Source organism: Haloferula sp. BvORR071, from assembly GCF_000739615.1.
Lineage (GTDB): Bacteria > Verrucomicrobiota > Verrucomicrobiia > Verrucomicrobiales > Akkermansiaceae > Haloferula.
Genome location: NZ_BATP01000003.1, coordinates 406,002 through 428,761 on the forward strand (window position 1 = coordinate 406,002; position 22,760 = coordinate 428,761).

Annotated in this window: 20 protein-coding genes; 11 read left to right on the forward strand and 9 right to left on the reverse strand. The window is 62.6% G+C overall.

Going from position 1 to position 22,760, the window contains the following annotated elements; genetic code table 11:
- Window positions 1-86: 86 nt before the first annotated feature.
- The 3 genes from BV071_RS02560 to BV071_RS02570 all read left to right on the forward strand — a co-directional run bounded on the left by BV071_RS02560 (window position 87) and on the right by BV071_RS02570 (window position 2,850).
- Entirely contained in the window at window positions 87-1,445 is a 1,359-nt protein-coding gene (locus BV071_RS02560) for a replication-associated recombination protein A (RefSeq protein ID WP_035601538.1), read from the forward strand.
- A 38-nt stretch (window positions 1,446-1,483) separates the two neighbouring features.
- Entirely contained in the window at window positions 1,484-2,050 is a 567-nt protein-coding gene (locus tag BV071_RS02565; protein WP_035601542.1) for a hypothetical protein, read from the forward strand.
- Between the two features lie 176 nt (window positions 2,051-2,226).
- Window positions 2,227-2,850: a hypothetical protein gene (locus BV071_RS02570; RefSeq protein WP_035601544.1), complete on the forward strand. Its 624-nt coding sequence runs from the start codon at window positions 2,227-2,229 to the stop codon at window positions 2,848-2,850.
- A 21-nt stretch (window positions 2,851-2,871) separates the two neighbouring features.
- Here the strand turns inward: BV071_RS02570 and BV071_RS02575 are convergent, their stop codons facing one another.
- The 4 genes from BV071_RS02575 to uvrA form a co-directional block, all read right to left on the reverse strand.
- Window positions 2,872-3,816, reverse strand: a complete 945-nt coding sequence (locus tag BV071_RS02575) for a PDZ domain-containing protein (protein ID WP_265593983.1) — start codon at window positions 3,814-3,816, stop codon at window positions 2,872-2,874.
- Between the two features lie 98 nt (window positions 3,817-3,914).
- On the reverse strand, window positions 3,915-4,562 hold the full coding sequence (locus BV071_RS35090; RefSeq protein ID WP_035601555.1) for a hypothetical protein: 648 nt from the start codon (window positions 4,560-4,562) through the stop codon (window positions 3,915-3,917).
- 33 nt (window positions 4,563-4,595) lie between these two features.
- Window positions 4,596-5,255, reverse strand: coding sequence for a sigma-70 family RNA polymerase sigma factor (locus tag BV071_RS02585; protein WP_265593984.1), 660 nt, complete (start codon window positions 5,253-5,255; stop codon window positions 4,596-4,598).
- On the reverse strand, window positions 5,215-8,064 hold the full coding sequence (gene uvrA, locus BV071_RS02590; protein ID WP_035601559.1) for an excinuclease ABC subunit UvrA: 2,850 nt from the start codon (window positions 8,062-8,064) through the stop codon (window positions 5,215-5,217). The genes BV071_RS02585 and uvrA overlap by 41 nt, the downstream gene beginning before the upstream one ends.
- 118 nt (window positions 8,065-8,182) lie before the next feature.
- Between uvrA and BV071_RS32390 the strand changes: the two genes are divergently transcribed.
- The 4 genes from BV071_RS32390 to BV071_RS02610 all read left to right on the forward strand — a co-directional run bounded on the left by BV071_RS32390 (window position 8,183) and on the right by BV071_RS02610 (window position 12,018).
- Window positions 8,183-9,373: a HupE/UreJ family protein gene (locus BV071_RS32390; RefSeq protein ID WP_265593985.1), complete on the forward strand. Its 1,191-nt coding sequence runs from the start codon at window positions 8,183-8,185 to the stop codon at window positions 9,371-9,373.
- Window positions 9,374-9,440: 67 nt separating this feature from the next.
- Window positions 9,441-10,049 (forward strand): HupE/UreJ family protein, encoded by a 609-nt coding sequence (locus tag BV071_RS02600; RefSeq protein WP_035601560.1) that lies wholly within the window; start codon window positions 9,441-9,443, stop codon window positions 10,047-10,049.
- An 11-nt stretch (window positions 10,050-10,060) separates the two neighbouring features.
- Window positions 10,061-10,660: a HupE/UreJ family protein gene (locus tag BV071_RS02605; RefSeq protein ID WP_265593986.1), complete on the forward strand. Its 600-nt coding sequence runs from the start codon at window positions 10,061-10,063 to the stop codon at window positions 10,658-10,660.
- A gap of 215 nt (window positions 10,661-10,875) precedes the next feature.
- Window positions 10,876-12,018 (forward strand): hypothetical protein, encoded by a 1,143-nt coding sequence (locus tag BV071_RS02610; RefSeq protein ID WP_035601566.1) that lies wholly within the window; start codon window positions 10,876-10,878, stop codon window positions 12,016-12,018.
- Window positions 12,019-12,368: 350 nt separating this feature from the next.
- Here the strand turns inward: BV071_RS02610 and pstB are convergent, their stop codons facing one another.
- From pstB to BV071_RS02630, 4 genes are all read right to left on the reverse strand, one after another.
- Window positions 12,369-13,151 (reverse strand): phosphate ABC transporter ATP-binding protein PstB, encoded by a 783-nt coding sequence (gene pstB / locus BV071_RS02615; protein ID WP_035601568.1) that lies wholly within the window; start codon window positions 13,149-13,151, stop codon window positions 12,369-12,371.
- A complete protein-coding gene (locus BV071_RS02620; protein ID WP_052572790.1) occupies window positions 13,145-14,254 on the reverse strand; it encodes a PstA family ABC transporter permease in 1,110 nt (369 codons plus the stop codon). Before BV071_RS02620 ends, pstB begins: the two co-directional genes overlap by 7 nt.
- On the reverse strand, window positions 14,254-16,200 hold the full coding sequence (gene pstC / locus BV071_RS35095; protein WP_052572791.1) for a phosphate ABC transporter permease subunit PstC: 1,947 nt from the start codon (window positions 16,198-16,200) through the stop codon (window positions 14,254-14,256). The genes BV071_RS02620 and pstC overlap by 1 nt, the downstream gene beginning before the upstream one ends.
- A gap of 103 nt (window positions 16,201-16,303) precedes the next feature.
- Window positions 16,304-17,116, reverse strand: coding sequence for a phosphate ABC transporter substrate-binding protein (locus BV071_RS02630; protein ID WP_035601570.1), 813 nt, complete (start codon window positions 17,114-17,116; stop codon window positions 16,304-16,306).
- Between the two features lie 283 nt (window positions 17,117-17,399).
- Here BV071_RS02630 and BV071_RS02635 point away from each other — a divergent pair, with 283 nt between their 5' ends.
- Window positions 17,400-18,710 (forward strand): porin, encoded by a 1,311-nt coding sequence (locus BV071_RS02635; protein WP_035601574.1) that lies wholly within the window; start codon window positions 17,400-17,402, stop codon window positions 18,708-18,710.
- Between the two features lie 136 nt (window positions 18,711-18,846).
- Here the strand turns inward: BV071_RS02635 and BV071_RS02640 are convergent, their stop codons facing one another.
- On the reverse strand, window positions 18,847-20,247 hold the full coding sequence (locus BV071_RS02640; protein WP_052572792.1) for an ROK family protein: 1,401 nt from the start codon (window positions 20,245-20,247) through the stop codon (window positions 18,847-18,849).
- A 149-nt stretch (window positions 20,248-20,396) separates the two neighbouring features.
- Here BV071_RS02640 and BV071_RS02645 point away from each other — a divergent pair, with 149 nt between their 5' ends.
- The 3 genes from BV071_RS02645 to BV071_RS35100 are packed head-to-tail and all read left to right on the forward strand — an operon-like array spanning window position 20,397 to window position 22,703.
- Window positions 20,397-20,648 (forward strand): FeoA family protein, encoded by a 252-nt coding sequence (locus BV071_RS02645; RefSeq protein ID WP_052572793.1) that lies wholly within the window; start codon window positions 20,397-20,399, stop codon window positions 20,646-20,648.
- Window positions 20,649-20,661: 13 nt separating this feature from the next.
- Window positions 20,662-22,560, forward strand: coding sequence for a ferrous iron transporter B (locus BV071_RS02650; RefSeq protein ID WP_035601577.1), 1,899 nt, complete (start codon window positions 20,662-20,664; stop codon window positions 22,558-22,560).
- A complete protein-coding gene (locus BV071_RS35100) occupies window positions 22,557-22,703 on the forward strand; it encodes a FeoB-associated Cys-rich membrane protein (RefSeq protein WP_265593987.1) in 147 nt (48 codons plus the stop codon). The genes BV071_RS02650 and BV071_RS35100 overlap by 4 nt, the downstream gene beginning before the upstream one ends.
- Window positions 22,704-22,760 lie beyond the last annotated feature (57 nt).

The window sequence follows — 22,760 nt, forward strand, 5'->3', positions numbered from 1 at the left end:
CGCCCGGAAAATGCGCCGCCCAAGGCCTGCACTTATACGCATTTCTTGGCACTTGGCACTTTCGGATGCGGATTTAGATTCGGCGCGTGCCCGATCTCTTCGATGCCACCCCATCCGGTCCCGCCAGCGAAACTCGCCATGAAGGCGAGCCGCTGGCCTCCCGCATGCGGCCCCGCACGCTTGATGAAATCGCCGGCCAGCAGCACATCCTCGGCGAGGGCAAACTCCTGCGCCGCGCCATCGAGGCGGACCGCTTCACCTCGCTGATCTTCTACGGCCCGCCTGGAACCGGCAAGACCACGCTTGCCAGCGTCATCGCCCGCAGCACCGGGTCGCGCTTCGAGGCGCTTAACGGCGTCGAGTCGAACGTCGCCGAGATCCGCGCCAAGATCGACCAAGCCCGCACCTGGCGCGACCTCCGCAAGGAAACGACCGTCCTCTTCATCGACGAGATCCACCGTTTCAACAAAGCCCAGCAGGACGTCCTGCTGCCCCACATCGAGCGTGGCACCGTTCGTTTCATCGGCGCGACGACCCACAATCCCTACTTCTACGTCAACTCGCCGCTGGTCTCCCGCTCGCAGATCTTCCAGCTCGAATCCGTTTCGACGGAGGATCTCCTGCCAGTCCTCCACCGGGCCCTGAACGACAGCGAGCGCGGTTTCGGAGGGATGAACGTCAAGGTCGAACCGGAGGCGATCCAACACCTCGCAGTGATGTCGGACGGCGATGTCCGCAAGGCCCTCACCTCGCTCGAACTCGCCGTCCTCACCACCCCGCCGGAAGCGGACGGTGGCATTCATCTTACCCTCGCGGTCGCGGAGGAGTCCATCCAGCGCAAGGCCATCGTCTATGACGCCGATGGCGATGCCCACTACGATACCATCTCCGCCTTCATCAAATCGATCCGCGGCTCGGATCCTGATGCCGCACTCTACTGGCTCGCCAAGATGCTGCACGCTGGCGAGGACCCACGCTTCATCGCCCGCCGTCTGGTGATCTCAGCCAGCGAGGATATCGGACTCGCCGATTCGAATGCCTTGCGCGTCGCCGTCGATGCCCAGCAGGCCTTCGAGTTCATCGGCATGCCGGAGGGCCGCATCCCCCTCGCCCACGCTACCGTTTATCTCGCCACCGCGCCGAAATCGAACACCGCTTATGCCGCCCTTGGCGAGGCCATGGCCGATGTCGAGAAGGGCCGCACCCTCGCTGTCCCGGAGCACCTCCGGACCAAGACCCGCAAAAAGCTAGCCGCTGCCAGCGGCACGGAAGACGCGAAGCTGCAATACCTCTACGCCCACGACTACGAGGGCGGCTACGTCCCGCAAGCCTACCTGCCCGAGGGCCGGGTTTACTACCGTCCCAGCGAAAACGGATTGGAGAAGCGAATCAGGGAGCGGATGGAATTCTTGCGGCAGCAAGCTTCACCGGATAGCCCGAAGTAGGTCTCGCACCCCCGCTTCCACATCTTCAGAATCAGCGCATGGGATTTTACGACAGCGCGCCCCCCAGTGATCCACAGCCGCCGCAGGAGAATAGCAAGCACCACTACTTCTTCGCCCACTATGCGCTGCGGGTTGCTGCCTTCCAGCACCACTTGATGATGTTCCCCATCCTCACCTCTCCGGATCGTGCAGGCTTCTTCAACGAACTCATCGAGGTGATGGACAAGCATCTGGGGCCCGAAGACGGCAAGCGGAACTTCAGCGCCGAGGACATCCGTTTCGCCGGCTTCAACATCAATGACCGGCCCTGCGCCATGGTGATCATGCCTCCCGCCAATCAGCCGACCGAGGCCCACTTCGTGGTCATCGTCAGTCGCCTCACCACGGAGGAGATGACCTGGGAAGTCATGAATCAGGAATACGAAGTACCTCCGATTGATTACTACACGCTTGAGCTCCCTGGCTTCCCGACCGAGGACGACAAAGGAATCTTCTGCTCTTGGGCGAAAGAAGACGACCACACGAACCTCGGCATCGGGTCCCGCCCGGATCCAGCAGAGTTCGCTGATTTCCTCCGCGATTACATCAACACCCGCCCGAAGTAGGGCGACGCGAAAAGGTAATCCGTGCGGCTCTCTACCTTGTCGAATCCCTAACCCAAGCCCCCCCTTCAAGACAGATCCACCCGTCTCAGTCCAGCCAAACCCATGCTACCAAAGTAGCAATGACAACAGGCTCAAGGAGAAGCACGGTTCCGGATGGAATGCCCCTCCTTGCCGCCATGCAATTCCGAACCGTCGCCCTCGCGCTTGCGCTGTGGCTCGCGATCTTGCTCCTGATTACTGCGAGCGGCACCATGGCTGGGCTGCTCCCTCCGTGGCCCCAGTTGATCCTCGCCGCTCTCGTCCTGCTGCTACTGGCCGTCTACGCCATCTCGAAAAGCCTCCGGGACTGGCTACACTCGATCCCGCTCGCCTCCCTCATCGCGCTCCACCTCGTCCGCTTTGTGGGGATCTACTTCCTTTGGCTTCATGCAAGAGGTGAGCTCCCGGGCGATTTTGCGATCCCAGCCGGCTGGGGAGATATCGCAGTGGCGACCTTCGCCTTACTGCTCCTCATCACGCGTCACGCAAGCCGGCGCACCTACCTCGCGTGGAATTTCCTGGGCCTGGTGGATATCCTCTTCGTCGTCATCACCGCCGCACGCTTGGCAATCGCAAACCCGGCATCAATGGCAACCCTGTTGAAACTGCCCTCGAGCCTGCTTCCCACCTTCATCGTGCCGCTGGTGATCTTCACCCACATCGTGATCTTCGTCCGTCTCCTTGGCGTGCATTCGCCGGCACGGACCAAAGGAAACGCCCGTTCCAGCCGACAGCCGGAACGGGCGCACTTGCCTCCCTGAAAGGGTTGTTAGTTTGCAGGCTCAGCGTTCACCGCGCGGCCCCATCTGAAGACGGATGCCGTTGCCTTTGAAGCTCATGTCGATGTTCAGGTGGTCGATGCGTTCGCGCACGTCGGCGGGCACCTTCTTCTTGTCCTCCTCGCTGTTGTAAGGACCTTCCCACTGCAGCTTGCCGTCACGGCCGAGCACGCGGACCTGCTTCTCTCCGTTGTTGGAGTTGATCTCCACGCTGCCTTGCTCGTCCATCATCCGCAAGGTGCCACCGGTGTTGAAGGAGAAGCCGTTCCCACCGGGCCGCTGGGCTCCGATGTCGGCACCCGCATTACCCATGAGTTGCTGCATCCGCTTTAGCATCCCCTGGCCAGCCAGGTCCCGGAGATCGAGCTGATCATCCTGGTCCAACTGATTGAGCGATTGCTGGCTCCGCTCGATGGCCTCGCGCAACATCCGCGCTTGGTCTTCCGGCATGCCGTTCATGCGCAGGCGGTCGATCGGGCGCGTGCCGCGGCCCGCGATCTCCGGCCCCATCTCCGGTGCCTTGCCCAGAGCTACTTTCGCAGTCTTGACCTCGCCGCGGTGGATGAAGTCGATCGCGACCTCCTCGCCCGGCTTGTGATTGCCGACCACATCGCGCAGGGCCTCGTGGGAACCCACCGGCCTGCCATCGACCTTGGTCACGATGTCATTCTCGGTCAGACCGGCCTTGGCGGCGGGACCTTCCGGATCGAGGGTATGCACCACCACACCCTGTCCGGCTTCGAGCTTCAAGTGCTCGGCCAGCAGAGCTGGCAACTCCCCGGCACCAATCCCGAGATAGGGACGCGAGATATCCTCCGGCGGAGCCACGCGCTCGGGGTCCGGGGCCTCCTCCGGCTTCGCGGTCGAGGCTTCCTGTTCCAGCACGCGGGCCGGACGTGTGGGAGTCAGCGAGTCCGGCGCCTCAATCGCGAGGAGTGGTGAAACCAAGCCGAACAAGCTTGCAAATCCGTATGTGAAACGTTGGTTCATCTTGATTGGCGTTAACATACTAGAAGCGTAGTAGATGAGTCGTTTTGTCTTGCGTCTCAGTCGATTTTTTCCGGCACCAGCAGCAATTCCTCGCGCGGGACCTGCATCTCCACGACCTTGCCGTCGGGCTGCGTCACCTGCACGGTGTCCATGTACTTCAGCTTGACTACCCGCATCGGCTTGCCGTCGGTGCGCCAGCCCAAGCCCTGGTCGGAGGCTTCCTGCAAGCCAGTGCTGGCCCGCACGATCTTGCCATTGCCCGCACCCGGCCCGGACACCGGCGTATACCCGCGGGACTCCTCGGTCTTTGTAGTCACCGGGATTTGGATACCGGTTGACGGCTTCTCGACCATCATCGCACTGAAGGCACCGGCCACCGCCACCGCCGCCGCAGCGGCATACCATGGACGACGCGAGGCCGCCTTCGCTGCGGCAGGCTTGGCCGCCCCCGGGAACAGCACGACCTTGTCGCTCACCGGGAAGGGCACGCGAGAAACCGTATTCAGCATCCGCTCGAAAACCTCCGGGCCAGGAGCCACCGGTGCCATCGCCGCAAGCCGGCTTTCGACTCCTGCCATCGACAGATCGTTCTTCTGCAGACGCCCTTCCACCGCCGCCAGCAGGCGGCCGAGGCAAGCGGCGTCCGGTGCTGCCGGGCGCATTCCCTTCAGCGAGTCTTCGATGTCCTGGAATTCGTGGTCCATGCGTGTCTGTCTTCTCGGAAATTTATGTTCCCCTCAGATCGAGAGGTCGCCTTTGCGGCGGGCCGAAGAGAGCTTTTTCTTCAAGGCTTCAAGTCCATAGCGATACCGCGAGGCCGCGGTGTTTGGAGAAATATCAAGAGCTTCACCGATCTCCGCGAAAGTGCGGTCACCCCACACTTTCATCACCACCACCTCGGCGAACTTCGGCGGCAGCTCCTTGATCCCCGCCTCTAGCAGTTGGCGGGTTTCATCGTCGGACGACTCGCTTTCGAACCACGGATGGAAGGCTTCCTTCTGCTCGTTATCGGCCTCGCCACCTACGTAGTCTTCCCGACGGCGCCGGCGGTCATCCCGGCGGCCAAGGTCGATCGACAGCCGCCGGATGGTCGTGAACAGATAAGGCATCCACGCCTCCTGCCCGCCAACGAACTCGCCAGCATCTAGCTTTTCCACCAACTTCACCAGCGCGTCTTGAACGATGTCCTCGGCGTCCTCTGCCGAGCGCGATTGCTGGCGCGCGAACAAGATCAAGCGGGGACCATTCTCGGTCAGCCACTCGCGCCATGCTCGGGTCGAGGGTGAGAGATTCTCTGCGGCTGCTGAAAGGCTGCTCACTGTATCGTCGGGATCCATAGGAGAAGCGTCATCAAACTTAGCTTTTGTCTGGGATTTGGCGAGTGCTTCGCCGGGCAAGCGCCCTCCCCGTAGGCGAATTTTTGATCCGGGCGACCTGTTCCGGCCTCCCCTCGGCCACCAGAAGACCACCTTCCCGGCCCCCGCCCGGCCCTAAATCGATCACCCAGTCCGCCGCGGCGATCACGTCAAGATGGTGCTCCACCACCAGCACGCTGTGCCCCGCCTCCCGCAGGCCGCGGAAGGCCGTCAGCAGGCGCTCCACATCGCCGAAATGCAGGCCGGTGGTCGGCTCGTCGAAGAAATACAGGGTGTGCGGCGCAGCCGGTTTCGAGAGCTCCAGCGCCAGTTTCAGGCGCTGAGCCTCCCCGCCCGAGAGGGTATTTGCCGCCTGCCCGAGCCGCAGGTAGCCCAGCCCGAGCTCCCCTAGCACCTCCAGCACGCGCCGCAGCTTCGGGACCGCCGCGAAGGCGGTGAGCGCCTCCCCGGCCGTCAAATCCAAGGCATCGGCGATGCTCATACCCTTGAAGCGCACCTCCAGGGTCTCGCGGTTGAAGCGCTTGCCGCCGCAGGCCCGACAGGTGATCCAGGCATCCGGCAGGAAGTGCATTTCGATCTTCAGGCGGCCCGCGCCTTCGCAATTTTCGCAGCGCCCGCCGTGGGTATTGAAGCTGAAGCGCCCGGCCCCGTAACCGCGCTGGCGGGCCAGCGGCAGCTTGGAATACAGGTCGCGGATCGCATCGAACATCCCGGTGAAGGTCGCTGGATTCGAGCGCGGGCTGCGGCCGATCGGCGATTGGTCCACTGCCACCACCTTGCCCAGGCATTCCAGGCCCTCAATTGCCCGGTGGCGGCCCGGAGGATCGCCCGAACCGTTGAAATGTCGTTTCAGGGCCCGTAGCAAGATGTCGTCCGCCAAGGTCGATTTGCCGCTGCCACTGGGACCGCTGACGCAGACAATCCCGCCAAGGGGAATCCGCACGTCGAGGTCCTGCAAATTGTGCTCCGCCGCGCCCCGGATCACCAGTGCATCACCCAGCAAGGGTAAGGGGGCCCCCTGAGAGGTAAGAGGGGGTGTTTCGAGCCAATTCCGGGTTGGAGAGGAGGCCGGAAAGTCCTCCGGACGTCCGGTTCCGAGCAGAGCGCCGCCATCGCGACCCGCACCGGGCCCCAGCTCGATCATCCAATCCGCGGCGCGGATCATTTCCTCGTCGTGCTCGACCACCACTACGGTGTTGCCGCGGTCGCGCAGGCGCTTGAGCGCGGCGATCAGGCGGCCGGTGTCCTCGGCGTGCAGGCCGATGCTGGGTTCGTCGAGCACGTAGAGCACGCCCGTTAGCCCGCTGCCAAGCTGGGTCGCCAAGCGGATCCGCTGGGCCTCGCCACCGGAGAGCGTGGCACTGGAGCGATCCAAGCCTAGATAACCGAGGCCGACCTCTCGCAAGAAGCCCAGCCGCTCGGCCACTCCCGACGCGAGCTGGCCGCAGACTTCCGCCCGGTCTTCCGGCAAGCGGAGTTGGCCGAGCCAGCTGTCCGCTTCCTCGACTGGCAGAGCGCAGAATTCCTGGATGCCGAGCCAGCGGGCGCCCTCGCCCTCGATCTTGACGGCGAGGATCTCGGGGCGCAGCCGGCGGCCGTGGCAGCTGCTGCAGGGGCGCTCTGCCATGACCCGCGCGACGCGGCGACGCACGGCCTCGCTGCGGGCTTCGCGCAGCTTGCGCTCCGCCTCCACGCAAAGTCCCTCGTAGCGTTTGACTTGCTTCTTTTTCTCCGGGCCAACCTTCCAGCCGGTATCGAGCATTCCGCCATAGAAAAGCAGTTGGCGTCCTTCCTCTGGAAGCTTGGAAAATGGGGCATCTTCAGGCAGGCCATTCATCCGCAGGATCGCTACCGCCTCACGGGCGAAGGCCTTGCCGCGCTGGGCGCCGATCTTCCACCAGCCCTTGAGACCCTTGGCGAGAGGAGCATCCGCATCGCCGAGCAACAGCTCCGGGTCGCAGAAGATCTCGGTGCCCAAGCCTTCGCAGGCCGGGCAGGCACCGAGGTGGGAATTGAAGGAAAAGTGCCGCGGCGTCAGCTCGCCGATCATGAAGCCGGTCGCGGGATTCCGGTAGCTGGTTTGGAAGGAGATCTCGCGCCAATCCTTGTCGTCCGATCCTTGGAGAAGGGCCCGGGCCTCGGTGCCGCAGATCCGCAGGGCGGTCTCCACCGAGTCCGCCAAGCGCGCCTCGCCACCGGGCCGGACCACGAGGCGGTCCACGACCACCTCAACGGTCTTCGCCACCTCAGGCCAAGCTTTCAGGGCGTCTTCCAGATCGTGGATCTCGCCCTCCACCCGGACACGGACGAAGCCTTGGCGGCGCAGATCGCCGATCAAGCGCTCGGGATCGCGGATCTCCTCTTCCGGGACCGGAGCCAGCAGGACGACCTTGGTGCCCTCTGCCATGGCGGAGATGGCGCTGACGATGTCCCCTGCCCCCATCCGCTCCAGCTTTTCACCGGTCAGCGGGTCGTGCGGCACCCCGGCCGCCGCCCAGAGGACCCGCAGGTGCTCATGGATTTCAGTCACCGTCGCCACCGTCGAGCGCGGGTTGAGGCCGCCGCTGCGTTGCTCGATCGCGATCGCCGGGCTCAGGCCCTCGATCGAATCGACATCCGGCTTCTCCAACTGGTCGAGGAACTGGCGGGCGTAGGCCGAAAGCGATTCCACGAAGCGCCGCTGGCCCTCGGCGAACAGGGTGTGGAAAGCCAGCGAGGACTTGCCAGAGCCGCTGGGGCCGGTGACCACCACCAGCTTGCCGCGCGGGATGTCCACGTCGATGCCGCGCAAATTGTGCTGCCGTGCTCCCCGGATCCGGATGCTGTCCACCCGCTGAGGGAAAAGGGCCTATGCATCCATGCCAAGCGCCAAGCGCGGGAATCCCATGGGGGCATGCGTGCGCCGCCCTTGCCGCCCACTGCGGGCGGGTCTATCCAAGCCGCAGTTCATGCGCGCGATATTCCGGATTCTTCTGCTTCTGCTGATCCCGACCCTACTTCAGGCCCACCAGATCGCGGAGATGCAGCTCAAGCTGGAGATCGATGGCAACAAGCTGCGCGGCACGATCGAGACCGATGCCGCCTACATGCTGCCGGATTTCCGCGGCGATGAGCAGCAAGACCCGAAGGACCTGGTCTGGCTTCGCGGGCTGGGGCCGGAAGGCTGGAAGAGAATCGAGGTGGAGACCGACAAGTATTGGCACGAGTCCCTGCGCCTGGAGGCCGACGGCAAGGAAGTCCCCTTCAAGCTGGATATCCCCGAACTGCACGAGAAGCCGCCCGCCTTCATGAAGATGGGTGAGCCGGAGGAACTTCCCTTCATCGAGGTCGTGGTCGAAGGCGAACTGCCCGCGGGCACCCACAAGCTTGATGCCATCTGGCACGAGCCCTATGACGTGGTCCTCGTCACCACCATCCGCCAGGGCGCGGATGTCACCATGAAGCCGCTGGTGAGCGGGGAGCGCATGACCCTGGCGGAGGTGAAGGTCTCCAGCGCTGGTGCAGCGGAACTGAAACCCACGGAATACTCCCTGCACCAATTCATCTTCCTCGGCTTCGACCACATCCTGCCACAGGGCATAGACCACATCCTCTTCGTGCTCGGGCTCTTCCTGCTGGCACCGCGCTGGAAGCCGCTGCTCCAGCAGACGATCGCCTTCACCATCGCCCACTCGATCACCTTGGCCGTGGCGGCCTTGGGCTGGATCAAACTGCCGCCGGGACCAGTGGAAATCATGGTCGCCGCCAGCATCGCCTGGGTGGGGATTGAAAACCTGGTGGTGAAGGACCTCGGCAAAGGCCGCGTGGCATTGGTGGGAGCCTTCGGCCTGATCCACGGCTTCGGCTTCGCCGGGACCTTGCAGAAATGGCTGCCCGCGAATCAGCCGGACAAATTGCCCGGCGCTCTCTTCGGTTTCAACCTCGGGGTAGAGCTCGGCCAGATTGCGACCTTGCTGATCGCCTTCGCGGCCACCTTCGTCATCCTGAACATGGTGAAAACGATCCGGGGCAATAAGGACGACGAGAATGCGCCTTGGGACCAACACTTCATCTGGATCCGCCGGATCGGGTCCGTGGTGGTGGGCTTGGCAGGCTTGCTCCTGATCGCTGAGCGCTTGTTCGGCACAGCACTCAAGTAGGCAGGCAGAGAAGGCTTGATCGCTATCCTTCAGACTCCAATTTCAAAACACGATCCCAGTCACCTCAATGTCCACCCCTTCGCTTTCACACCGCCGGGCCACCAGGGCATGGGTGGGCATTGGCCTGCTCCTCAGTTGCAGTATCGCCAGCGCCCACACTGAATCGGGAGGAGCAGGCGGTTTCTCCAGTGGATTCCTGCACCCGCTTACCGGGCTGGACCATGTGGCCGCGATGGTAGCGGTGGGTTTGTGGGGCGCCTTCCTTGGTTCCCGGGCGACTTGGCTGCTGCCTGTCATCTTCCCGATGGTCATGGCGGTCGGAGGAGCGCTGGGCGTTGCCGGAGTCCATATCCCCGGAGTGGAGACGGGCATCGCGCTTTCAGCAATCGCGCTCGGCTTGATGGTGGCCTTCTCGGTTCGACCACCATTGTGGGTCGCGGGAGTCCTGGTCGGTATCTTTGCCATCTTCCACGGTCACGCCCACGGCACCGAACTTCCTGAATCCGCGAATGCCTTGGCCTTCGCCATCGGCTTCGTGATCTCGACCGGCTTGCTGCACCTGTGCGGAATTGCCTTCGGCCTGCTGGTAAAATACCCGTGGGGCAAGACTGCGGTTCGGGCTGCGGGTGGCGTGATCGCCATCATGGGTGCCTGCTTCCTTACCGGAGTCCTCTGATGATGGCCGCGATGACTGCAATACCGCGGATGGTGGAGGCCTTGAGCTTGGACAACTTGTGTGTGGAGGCACACACGATGATCCAGGGCCTGGATCAGTTTGAGAACGGAGTGATCCACCCGTTCCTGACGCTCTCGCACGTGTTGCTGTTGATCGCCTTCGGGCTCTTGGTAAGTCGCAGGAAGCCCTTTAGTCCGGGTTGGCCGCTCCTCGTGTTCACTCTCTTTGCGACCGCGGGTTTGGGTTGGGGATTGGGCTCTCCCGGTGTGGGTGTGCCCTTGTTGCTGATCCTGCTGACCACGGTCGCGGCGGCCATTTCAGTGACGACCGGTTTTCGTGAGCCCGCCGCTTTCCGCTTGGTCATCGCGGGCCTGTCAGGATTATTACTTGGCTTGGACTCGGCTCCCGAAGCCATGGACTCCCGCTGGGATGCTTTCAAGACCGCGACCGGGTCTTGGGTGGGCTTGCTGGTCATTGTGGTCTGCGTGACGGCTTACACGGGAATGCTGCCTGATCGAAAATGGGCGAGCTTCGGGGTCCGGATCATTGCCTCGTGGATCATCGCCATTTCAGTCATGGTGCTGGCATTGTCATTCCGGCGGGTTTCGTAGTTGCCGGGCTAGCGAGTCGGTACTATTCGCCTCCGGCGACCAGCACGGAAGCGGTCTGGCGCCTCGTGCCGGGAATTGATGAGGCACCCGCTTCGAGACGGGAGCCCGACTCGCCTCGGCGCGTCACCCACACGCTTGGACCTTTGCACGCCTAGCCTGAAAGTTATCAGCTCAAAAAACTCGCCGAATCACCCAAGACAATCCCTATTGATAGGGTGCAAAGAAAACTAAAAGTCGCGATTGCCCTTTTCTCTGCGGCAAGCATTGGCGGCTTTCTTGCATTTCGTTCCAGCACCCACGACACAATATCCGGGAAAGGCGGCAAGGCCCCCGAACGCGAGGCTTCCAAAGATACCGCTCAAGCCAAGAGGAAGCTCAGGCCAGACGCCAAGGGTTCGCGCACCGCGAGTCAACGATTGAAGCTGGTGGCCGAATGGTCACCTCACCCCAGTATCGAGGGACAGGCGTTTGAACCCGGGACGAAGGAGCGGATGCTGGCGTTCATCGCGGCTGGAGAATATGAAAAGGCTCTGGAGGTCGCCAAGACTTTGGGTGATGCCACGACCCAGAACCTTTCGATCCAACTGATCTGGCTTGAATGGGGGAAGGCCGATCGAGAGAAAGCCCGCGAGGCGATCTCTTCCGACCAGTTGCCTGGATCTTTGCGGTCAGCTGCAGCGGTGGGTCTCTTTGGAGCTTTGACCCTCACATCATCCGATGAGGATCTTCAATGGGTTGAGGCATGGATTAGCTCCAGCAAGGATGAGCTATTGGTGAAATCGCTGGGCTTCGAGATCTCAAAGTCTTGGATTGCCACTCGGATCTTATCCCCGGAGCGATACATCGGGTGGGCTAACGGAATCACGGGAGCCAAGATGGCGGACTGGGTTCAAAACCTCGAAGGTGCTGCTCGCGTGGCTGACGAACTCCAAAAAAGAGGCAAGCTTGAGAAGAGCGAATTGCTCGACCTCAGTGATGCGATTGCTCGATCCGTTCTGTCCCTTGATGCCGGCCTCACCACCGAACAGGAGGACAGCCCCTCGCCTTACAACGAAATCCAAACCAAAAAGTCCCAAGCCTTCTGCCGCCTCGGGGAAATGGCCGGTCGCATCTACGGACTTGGCAAGTTTTCAGACTACCAGTTTCCACCAGATGAGATTGCCGCCAGCAGTTATGCCACAGGAATAGGAAGAACATTCCAAGCGGAGAACCCTTCCGATGTTTATCGATTCGTCTCCGAAAACCTAGACTCGGTGCACGCCCGAAGACTCTGGTCCGCCTACTTGAATTCGAGAAACGCCAACGCCGTCTCCCCGGACAAGCTTGACGGGCCTATCGTCCCGCCAAGTGGACGGTGAGTTTTTGCAAGAGGCCACCGATGCCAGGTTGACGAAGCTGGATGGCGAGCGCTCCCGGCCAAGCGTTCCGAAGAGCATGGAACTCTACCTGGTTACCAAGCGGAGCAAGGTCGGCAAACGAGATCCCAGGCATCTTGCTCAAGGATGGCCCTCCGCCAGCTCCCCCGCCCTCATAAGTAGCTCCATCTGGGAAGCGAAATTGGGGGAGACAATCGGTAAGGAGAAATGGCGATTTGGGGGTGGACCTGCCCTGCCGGAACGGCGCAGCCGTTCCGCTACGAGTGGTGGGGCGCCGCGGTGATGAGGAGTCAGGGGACTGCGGGTGTGCAAAGCCGCGGTCCCTACAGGCTTCAACCGAAGGCCCCGGAGACGTATTCCTCGGTCTGCCGGACGGAGGGGTTCGAGAACATCTTCTGGGTCGCATCGTATTCGATGAGCTTGCCAAGGTAGAAGAAGGCTGTCTTGTCGGAGCAACGGCTGGCCTGGGCCAGGTTGTGGGTGACGATGACGATGGTGTATTCCTTCTTCAGCTCTAACAGCAGCTCCTCGACCTTGAGCGTGGAGAGCGGGTCGAGGGCCGAGCAGGGTTCATCCATGAGGATGATGTCCGGCTTTGTGGCGATGGTGCGGGCGATGCAGAGGCGCTGCTGCTGGCCGCCGGAGAGGCCGAAGGCGCTGGAGTGCAGGCGGTCCTTTACGTCATCCCAGAGGGCGACGCGGCGCAGGCAGTATTCCACCCGTTCGTCGACCAGCTTGCGGTTCTTCTCGCCGTGGATGCGGAGGCCGTAGGCGATGTTGTTGTAGATCGACTTCGGGAAGGGATTCCACTTCTGGAAGACCATGCCGACGCGGCGGCGCAGCACCTGGAGATCGAGATCCGGCCGCGCGATGTCGATCCCGCCAATGCGGATCGCTCCGCCGGTGACCTTGGCACCAGGGATGCGGTCGTTGATGCGGTTGAAGCAGCGCAGCAGGGTCGACTTGCCGCAGCCGGAGGGGCCGATGAAGGCGGTGATCTCGCGCGGCGCGATATCGAGGCTGATGTCGTGCAGCACCTGCTTTGCGCCGTAATTGAAGCGCAGCGTATCGATCGCGATCGCCGGGGTGACCGTGGTGGAGGAGCCGTTTACCATTTGAGCTTCGAGCGGACGCGTTGGCGCAGGAACATGGAAAGCGCGGAGAAGATGAAGATCATCATCAGGAAGACGAAGACCGAGCCATACTGGGCCCGTTGGGTGTATTCCGAGGTCGGGATCCGCGCCGCCAGGGTGTAGATGTGGTAGGGCAGTGCCTGCACCTGATTCTGGAGCATGACCCAAGGATTCGCCCAAGGCAGTTCCTTCGCGGCCACAGCAGCGGTGAACATGATCGGCGCGGTCTCACCGGCAGCACGTGCCAGCGAGAGCACTGAGGAGGTCAGGATACCGGGCAGCGCGAAAGGCAGCACGCACTTGCGGATGGTGTGCCAGCGGGTGGCGCCCAAGGCCAGCGAGGCTTCGCGGAAACCCTGTGGCACGGCGCGGAGGGATTCCTCCGAAGCGGTGATGATCACCGGCAGGATCATACAGGCCAGGGTGGCCGAGCCCGCGATCAGCGAGGAGTTCCAGCCTTGGAAGCTCAGGTAAGTGAAGCCCAGGGGAATCGCCAGCAAGGTGCGGTCCGCGGGATCGCCGGTGAAGACCGGGGCCGCCAACACGAAGACCGCGAAGCCGAAGAGGCCAAAGACAATCGATGGCACGCCCGCGAGATTCAGGATCGCCAGCCGCACCAGATTGATGAAGCGGCCCTGCTTCGCGTACTCGCTGAGATAGATGGCCGCCGCCACGCCGAAGAAGAGGGCAATGACGATACTCAGCAAGGTCAGCAAGGCCGTGCCGATGATCGGTCCCGCGATACCACCGCCGGAGTAGGCGTAGGTCTGTTCATTGAAGACCGCGGCGCTGCCGTTCTTGTCCACCCAGGCGTGGTATTCAGAGGCCGGCATGCTGTGGCGGGTTCCCGCCGAGTCATCGAAGACGTGCAGGGTCTCGGTCTCCTTGGTCAGGAAGCCGATATCGACGAAGGGAGCCTCAGGCTTGAGCAAGGTTGGCACGCCATCCCAACAGATCTTGCCGAAGATCAGGAGTGCCACCAGCACCACGCCCCAAGTGAGGCCGCCGAGGAAGCCCTTGACCGCGCCTTCCTTCAGCGCCGTGTGATGGACGCCCTTGCGGATGAGTTGTTCGGGATTGTCCATCACTCGTGGCCGATGCGGAATTTGTGGAGGATGCGCTGCGCGGACCAGTTGATGCCCAGCACCATGATGAAGAGGACCAGGCCAACCACGAAGAGCGCCCGGTAGTGGACGCTGCCGAAGGGCACCTCACCCAGCTCCTGTGCAATGATGCCGGTCAGGGTGTGAGCCGGCTGGAAGAAGACCCCGAGCCCCTCGCTGAAATCAGGAATTTCGATGCGGTTACCGGCAACCAGCAGCACCACCATGGTCTCACCGATCACGCGGCCGAGACCTAACAGCACGGCCGCCAGAATGCCGGAAATCGCGGCGGGACAGACCACGCGGAAGATCGTCTGGAGCTTAGAGGCACCCAACGCATCGGAAGCCTCGGCAAAGGCTGAAGGCACGTTGTTGAGCGCGTCTTCCGAAAGAGTGAAGATCGTCGGGATCGCCATCAGGCCGAGCAAGCAGCCGGCGGTGAACATATTGAGGCGCTGCTGGATGGGGAAACCCGGCACCCAGGAAAAGGCGTCCTTGGTCGAGTTCTCCTGCAGCAAGGTGCCGAGTACCGCGATGCCAAGGAAGCCCAGCACCACCGAAGGAATCGCCTGCAGGAACTCAATGGTGGGCTTGATGAAATTCTGCTCACGGCGACCAGCAAGCTGATTGGTGTAGATCGCCGCACCCACTCCAAGCGGGATTGCCAAGGCCAGCGCAATGATCGCGATCAACAAGGAGCCCACAAAGAGCGGGATGATCCCGTAGAAGTCCTGCCATTCACCGCCTGTGATCCAGTCGCGGCCGGCAATAAAGCCCCAGAGTGTGGATCCCAGACCGACGGGCAGGTCATACTTCCATGCCTCCATCTTGCCGACCGTGTCGCCCACCTCGTTTTGATATTCGGGCAGGGCCTTGCGGAAGGCGGAGAGATAGCGATTGGCCTTCTCGTCCTCGAGCTTGGCGGGGAGCTTGGCGAGAATCTCGCTGGCCGACTTGCCGAGGGTGGCATTGGCGTCGCGAAATTCGCCCATCCGTGCCAGCACCGGCTCGACCGCGGCCTTGAAATCGACCGGCTCGGTGGTCACCGCCGCTTGGGCATCGGCCTCCAACTGGGTCTTGAGTTCGGGCTTATTTGTCTTCGCGGCAGCCTCCAGCAGGGTGGCGCGCTTGGTGATCTCGATCTCGTGAAGGGTGGCTCCTTCCTTGGTGGCCTTGACCACATCGCCGGACTCGGAAATCAGCGTGTCGAGTGCCGAGGATGCCTCTGAAAATTCATCAATCGTCGCCTTGAAGTCGGCGAAGGGGGCCGCCGCCTCGGCCTTCTTGGCGGCAAGCTGTTCGTCCACGGCGGTGATGAAGGGCGGATCCTCGGTGGAGAGCGGATCGCGGTCCGCCAGGACATTGAGCAGGCCGGTGACTTCCTCTGAAGTGAGGTGCGGCGCCGGCGGCAGTCCTTTACCTGCCTTGCCGGCGATCGCCTTGGCGGCCAGCTCTTTGTATTTCGCCGTGAGGCTTGCCTGGAGATCCTTCGGGATCTCGCCGCCCTCCCCCACCCCTTCCTTGACCCGCTGGAGCGCGCTCTGCGCCGGGGTCACGGTCTCATTCACATAGGTGACAATCGCGGTGGCCTCCGCCGAGCGCAGGAACTCGCGGCGGCAGGCGGAGTTGACCTGGGCGAAGTAGGCACGGTTGAGCAGGGATGACATCTGCTCGTGGGCGGTGAGGTCCTTGCGCGGGAAATCCACGAACTCCAGACCGGCCTTGCGGTAGAGTTCCAGCTCCTTGCGGTAGTCCGGGAAGAAGCCGGCCCCCTCGCGGACGAGGAAGACGATGATCAGGACCAGAATGACGATGGTCAGGCCCGCATTGGCCCCGAAAAAGGCCCGGATCAGGCCATCGGTGCCGCGGCCCTTGCGGCGGAAGGGGTGACCGGCAGGAACTGGGGATGGCGAAGAGGATTCCGGCATGCGTTGCGTGCGGGGGCGAACGTGAAGGCGCTGCGTGGAAATGGCAATCCCGGCGGGGCTTCCCCGCGCCGGGATTGCGTGTCGAAAACGTCAGAGGCTAGGACTACTTCGGCACGAAACCGAGGCTCTTGGCGATCTTCTGGCCTTCAGCGCCGGTGGCGAAGTCCACGAAGGCCTTGGTGGTGGCGTCCGCATTCTCCGGCACGTAGTAGTAGCAGGCGCGGCTGTAGGCGTATTTGGTCGCGTTGGCGGCCACCGGCTCTACGCCATCGATGGTCACGTCAATGAGACCGCTCTTCTTGGAGTAAGCCAGGCCAACGTAGCCGATGCCGTTCTTGTTCTTGGCGACTTCCTCGGCGATCTGCTCATTGCCGGCGAGCTTCTGGGAGCTGCCAGCGTAGTTCTTGCCGCCCATGGCGAGGGTCTGCCAGTCCTTGTAGGTGCCGGAGGAGGTGTTGCGGGTGTAGATCGAGATCGCACCCGGGGCACCGCCGACTTCGCTCCAATCCTTCACCGCGCCGGTGAAGATCTTGGCGACTTGGTCCTTGGTGAGGCTCTTGACCTTATTGGAATTGTTGACGACCACCACGATCATGTCGTGGCAGGCTTCCACTTCATTGAGCTTGATGCCCTTGGCGCGGGCGGCGGTGATTTCTTCCGGCTTGGCCTTGCGCGAGGACATGCCGATCTGCGCGGTGCCATTGGCCAGTGCCGGGAAGGCGGTCGAGGACCCTTCGGCAGCGATCTCAATCTTCACGTCCGGGTTCTTCGCCTTGAAGGCTTCCTTGAGCTGGGGCACGAGCTTGGCGCCCAGGGTATCGGAGCCCTTGATGCTGATGGTCTGTGCGCCGGCGGTGGCGGCGAGCATGGCTCCCGCGAAGAGGCTGGCGGCGGTGAATCGGATGGAATTGCGCATGATGTGATGATGGATTTCCACGCCGCGAACGGCGTCGACGGCATGGATGCCAGCAACGTCACAAAGGTCCACCGGCTCTCTGTGACAGGTTCGTCACGAAACCTAGCCGCACAAGCGGGCGGAGAAGCAATGCAGCCCTAGAACCATCAGTGATTCAGGGCTTCACACCCCAATGTGACAGGAACGTCACCACGAGATTCTGTCACATACGCGTCACAATCGCTGGTTTCTCCGCCGTCGCCGGGCAGGCCCAAGCTCCCGGACACTTGCTTCCATACCATCCATGAAACAAAACACCATCCGACTGAAGACCGTGGCGCTCGCCGCCTGTGGTCTCTCCAGCATGGCCTTTGCCGGTGAACCCGAGCCCGCACCCGCCGCCGCCGACAGCGGGTCGGTCGTGAATGACTTCAACTTCTGCTCCTGGCTGTCGAGCAAGCCGGGGACGATCAAGGGCATCCCGGAAAACCCGGTGATCCAGAGCGTGGTCTTCGAAGGCCGCTTCCACTGGAACGCCGCCTATGTGGACGGCGAGGGCACGAACGGTCAGGATTTCAGCGAGACCTACACGGATGCACGCCGCTTCCGTCTGGGCGGCAAGATCGGCTTCCTGAACTACTTCGCCTACAAGGGCGTGGTCAACATGGTGGACGACCAGCGCTTCAACGGCGGCGAGCTGCACTATGGCTACCAGGACTTCGACGAGTCCTTCCTGACCTTCGACGCGGTCAAGGCCTTCGGGATCTCCGGTCTGGACACCCTCTTGATCAACTACGGCCGCGTGAAGTGGCACGGCGGCCTGGAGGCACGCACCTCCTCGAACGCGCTGCTGACAGTGGAGCGCTCCGCGATCTCCAACAAGCTCTACCAGAGCGCACGCCCGACAGGTGTGTTCGTGAATGCGAGCAAGGGCAAGCTGAGCGGGACCATGGGGGTCTATAGCAGCGACGAGAAGACCGACGAATTCGGCGTGGATGACGGCAACCCCGAGGGTTGGGGCGGCTGGAACGATGGCCTGATCTACAACGCCGAGTTGCTCTATTCCGCAACCGATGACCTGCGCTTCGGCTGGGAACTCCTCTACAACAATGCCGACGAGCGCCTCGCCAACGAGGACTCCCTGCTGGACTACCGCTGGGCGACCACCCTGTCCGCGGAATACGCGATCGGCCAAGGCGGCGTGAACATCGAGGGCATCTACGGCGACAACGGCGACGAGCGGATGCAGAGCAACGCTGCCCGCCGTGGCAACTTCTGGGCCTTCGTGGTGACTCCCTACTACTGGATCGTCCCGGCCAAGCTGCAGGCGGTGGTGCAGTACCAGTATGCCGGCTCCGAGGAGGACCAGGGCATCCGCACCAACAGCCGCTATGTGCGCGCCACCAACTACGGCGGCGGCGGCAACCCGAACATCGTCAACGGCGGCCGCGGCGACGAACTGCACACGCTGTATGCGGGCCTGAACTACCTGGTCTGCGGCGACAACCTGAAGTTCCAGCTTGGCGCGGAACTCACGCACCTGGAGACCCCACATTCGGGTGACGGAGATGTGGATGCCATCACCTATCAGTTTGGCTTCCGCACCTTCTTCTGATTTACTTTAGCGTTTTCTTGGTTCAGTTGCTCGATTGGCACCGGTCTGTGAGGACCGGTGCCTTTCTTTTGAAAGCATCAATCACCAATCCTCCAATCATCAATCGGAGTGCGCTTCGCGATTGGAGGAGAGGAGATTATACGGCCGCGAGGCTGGCGGCGGCGACGGCTTGGCCGTGGCGCTTGGTCTTCTCGTCCGGCACCACGAGCTTGATGCGCAGCTCGGGGAATTCGGTCGCGAGGACTTTCTCTGCCTCGGCGATGATGATGCTGCCACCTTCACCGGAGGTCACGCGGCCGAGGATCAGCAGATTGCGGATCTCGTAGAAATCCGCGTAGTGCGCGATGGCGTAGCCGAAGCAGACACCGATGGTTTCGTAGATTTGCCGGGCGCGTTCGTCGCCAGCCTTCATGGCGGTTTGGACTTCCACCAGCTGCTCCGGGAAGGGCATGTTACCGAACTCGAAACCTGCGGCCTTGGCCAAGCGGGCCACGCCTTGCTGGGAGAAGAACTGCACACCGCAGCCTTCGTCGCCGCTCCATTCGTCGAGCGGGCCATTCTCGCGGTAGTCCACCGGGGCGAAGGCCAGTTCATTGAGCCAGGGGCGGATCGAGCCGTTGGGATCGACGTAGCCGGCGGCCTCGCTGGTGCCCATGGCGACGCCGAGCACGGCGTTTTCGTTGAGCGACATGGAGCCGGCCAGAGCGGTCACTTCGCCGTCGTTGACGACCTCGAAGGGGATGTTTTCCCAGCGCTCCTGAAGTTCGAAGAACATGCCGCGGATGCGAGCCTCGAAGTCGGCCTCGCTGACGCCACGGAAGAGCGAGGCGGCGCGGACTTCATTGTTCACATAGACGCCGGCGGAGCTGCCGCCGATGGCATCGACACGCGGCAGGTGGGCCGCGGCGCGGAGCAGAGAGTCTTGAACGCCCTCGATGTGGTAGGAGGGGTCGCTCTGGAAATAGGGATCCCAGACAATCTCCTCGGAGAAGACCACTTCGCCATCGACCACGGCGGCGCACTTGCGGTCCGAGCCACCGAGGTCGAAGCCGATCCGGCAGCCGCCGAGATGGCGGCCCAAAGCGATCGTCTCGCTGGATTCCACGGGAAGCTCTTCCTTGGCAACAGCTTGGAAAGAGATCGGCTCGCCGAAGATTTTCTGGCCGATGAAAGTGCTGTCGAACTCACGGGCGCCAGCCGGTCCGTAGATCGCGGCCAAGGCGGGGACGAGTTCCGGCGCGCCGGAGATCAGGACTCGGCTGCCGCCCTTCTGCCAGAGGAGGAATTTGAGGATGCGCTCGACGTAGCGCAGGGTCATTCCGGCGTGCTCTGCGGTCTCCGGCAGCAGCGGCGAGGACCAACGGAAAGCGGTGCCGTCCGGGCGGACCAAGGCCAGATCGAGCTGGCGGGAATCCGCGCGATCCCCCGCAAGCTCGCGGTAGGCGCGGTTCCAGAGAACGGCCGGCAGGAAGAATGGATCGAGAACTGGCAGGCAGGTAGCTTGGATACGGGAGGGACTGGGTGCAATGGCCGTCATGAGCAGTCGCATCTAGAGCCAAATCCTGCCGGAATGGAATGATTTAATGCGCAAAAGGACACGGCTTTTGCGAATGCTTACAGGATTTTCAGAAGCGTCTCCGGGATTCTTGTTGCAAACCCATCTCAATTGCAGGAGCCTAACTGCACATGGCGCTCGCGACGGCCAACGATTTGCATGCCGATAGCTTGGTCAGCTTGAGCCAAGCCAAGGTCGGCTGTGATTTCCAGATCAAGGTGCTGTCCGGTCCTGCTTGTGACCAGCTCCGCGACCTCGGTTTTTGCGAGACCTTGCAGGTGAGGAAGCTGGCGGATGGCCGCAACTTGATCTGCTCCGTCTGCGGCACGCGGCTCGCGTTGAGCCGCGAATTGGCCAGCCAGGTGATGGTGGCTGTGGCTTGATTGATTTTTCAAAATGTCCGGTTCGCTCGAAACCGTCGCCCTCGCCGGCAACCCCAACGCCGGGAAAACCACGCTTTTCAACGCCCTGACAGGCTCCGCCCAGCGCACCGGCAACTACGCCGGGGTGACCGTGGCGCTGAAGTCCGGGGAGTTCTTCACCCCTCACGGCAAGAAGCTGCGGCTGGTGGACCTGCCTGGCTGCTACTCGCTGGATAGCGGCAGCCCTGATCAGGAACTGGCGCGCAATGCCCTGATGGGTGAGGTCGATGGCGAGCCCCGCCCGGACATCGTGGTCTGCGTGGTGGATGCCTCGAACCTCGAGCGGCATCTGGTGCTGACCTTGCAGGTGATCGAGCTGGGCCTGCCGGTGGTGGTGGCGCTGAACATGGTGGACATGGCCGAGAAGGCCGGTCTGCGGCTCGATCCCGCGAAGCTTTCCGAAGAACTCGGTGTGCCGGTGGTGCCAGTGCAGGCGAATGCCAACAAGGGCATCGTGGAGCTGAAGCAAGCGCTGCGGCACCCCTTCCCTCCTGCGGCGGAAACGCCCTGGAAAGGTGCGACGGAGGAAGAGAGCGGTGAACGCCGCCGGGCACTCGCGTTGCGGATCTGCGAGGTCGCTGCACGGCGGCCGGACGGCCACATGTCGACGCTTTCCGACAAGCTCGACCAGTGGCTGCTGCACCCGGTGATCGGATGGGTGGCGTTCTTCGTGATCATGCTCTTGCTCTTCTGGAGCATCTTCTCCTTCGCCTCGATTCCGATGGATGCGATCGAGTCGGGCAAGGATTGGCTCGGCACCCAGGCCGAAGCCTGGATGACTGCGAAGGCCGTGAACCCGGACCTCGTGAGTCTGGTGAAGGACGGCATCATCGAAGGTGTCGGCAGCGTAGTCGTCTTCCTGCCGCAGATCGTCCTGCTGTTCTTCTTCATCGGACTCTTGGAAAGCTCCGGCTACATGGCCCGCGCGGCCTTCCTGATGGACGGGCTGATGGGCAAGGCCGGCTTGAGCGGGAAGGCCTTCCTGCCCCTCTTCAGTTCTTATGCGTGCGCGATCCCGGGAATCATGGCGACGCGCACCATCGACTCGGCCAAGGAGCGGCTGGTGACCATCTTCGTCGCGCCGTGGATGAGCTGCTCGGCGCGCCTGCCGGTTTATCTGGTGCTGGTGCCACTGCTGTTAGGCGGCAAGGGTGGCTTTACCCAGGCGTTGGTGTTCTTCGGAGTTTATTCGCTGGGCACCCTGACCGCCTTCATCGTCGCGCGGGTTTTGCGCGGCAAGCTAGGTCCGGACCAAGAAGTGAAGCACTTCATGCTGGAGCTGCCGCCCTACCGTGCGCCGCAGTGGAGCTACGTCTTCCGTCACGTGGCGGGACGCGCGGGTGCCTTCCTGCAGAAAGCCGGCACTGTGATTCTCGCGATCAGCGTCCTGATGTGGGCTGCGCAGACCTATCCGAAAAAGGAAGGCACGGAGGACAAGGGCGAGCTGCTCGACTACAGCGCGATGGGTCGCGTGGGGCATTTGACCGAGCCGCTGGTGAAGCCGCTGGGGCTCGATTGGCGCGGGGGCACCGCGATCCTCACCTCCTTCGCCGCGCGGGAAGTCTTCGTGACCTCGATGGCGCAGCTCTTCCACGTGGATGAGGGAGAGGACGATGAGGCGACCCAGGCCAACCTACGCGACCGTCTGGCCAGCGAGACTTGGGACGACGGGCGGCCAATGTTCACTATTCCAGCGGTCCTCTCGCTGCTGGTGTTCTTCATCTACGCACTGCAGTGCCTCGCCACCTGTGCGGTGGTGGCGCGGGAATCCGGTTCGTGGAAGTGGGCTGCCGGGCAGTTCCTGTTCATGAGCGGCTTTGCCTACGTGGCGGCCTTGATTGTGTTCCAAGTGTCATCGATCTTCATCAAATGAACGGCTGGGAAACGTGGATCATTGTTGGCGCGGTGGTGCTGGCCACGGCTTACTTGGCGCGGACTGCGACGCGCGGGAACAACAAGAAGAGCGGCTCCTGCGGGCATGATTGCGGGTGCGGGAAGAAGCCACTCGGCCGCTGAATGGCGGATTGCTTTCGATAAGGAGCGGGGACCTTACTGTCCCCGGAGTGGTCCTCA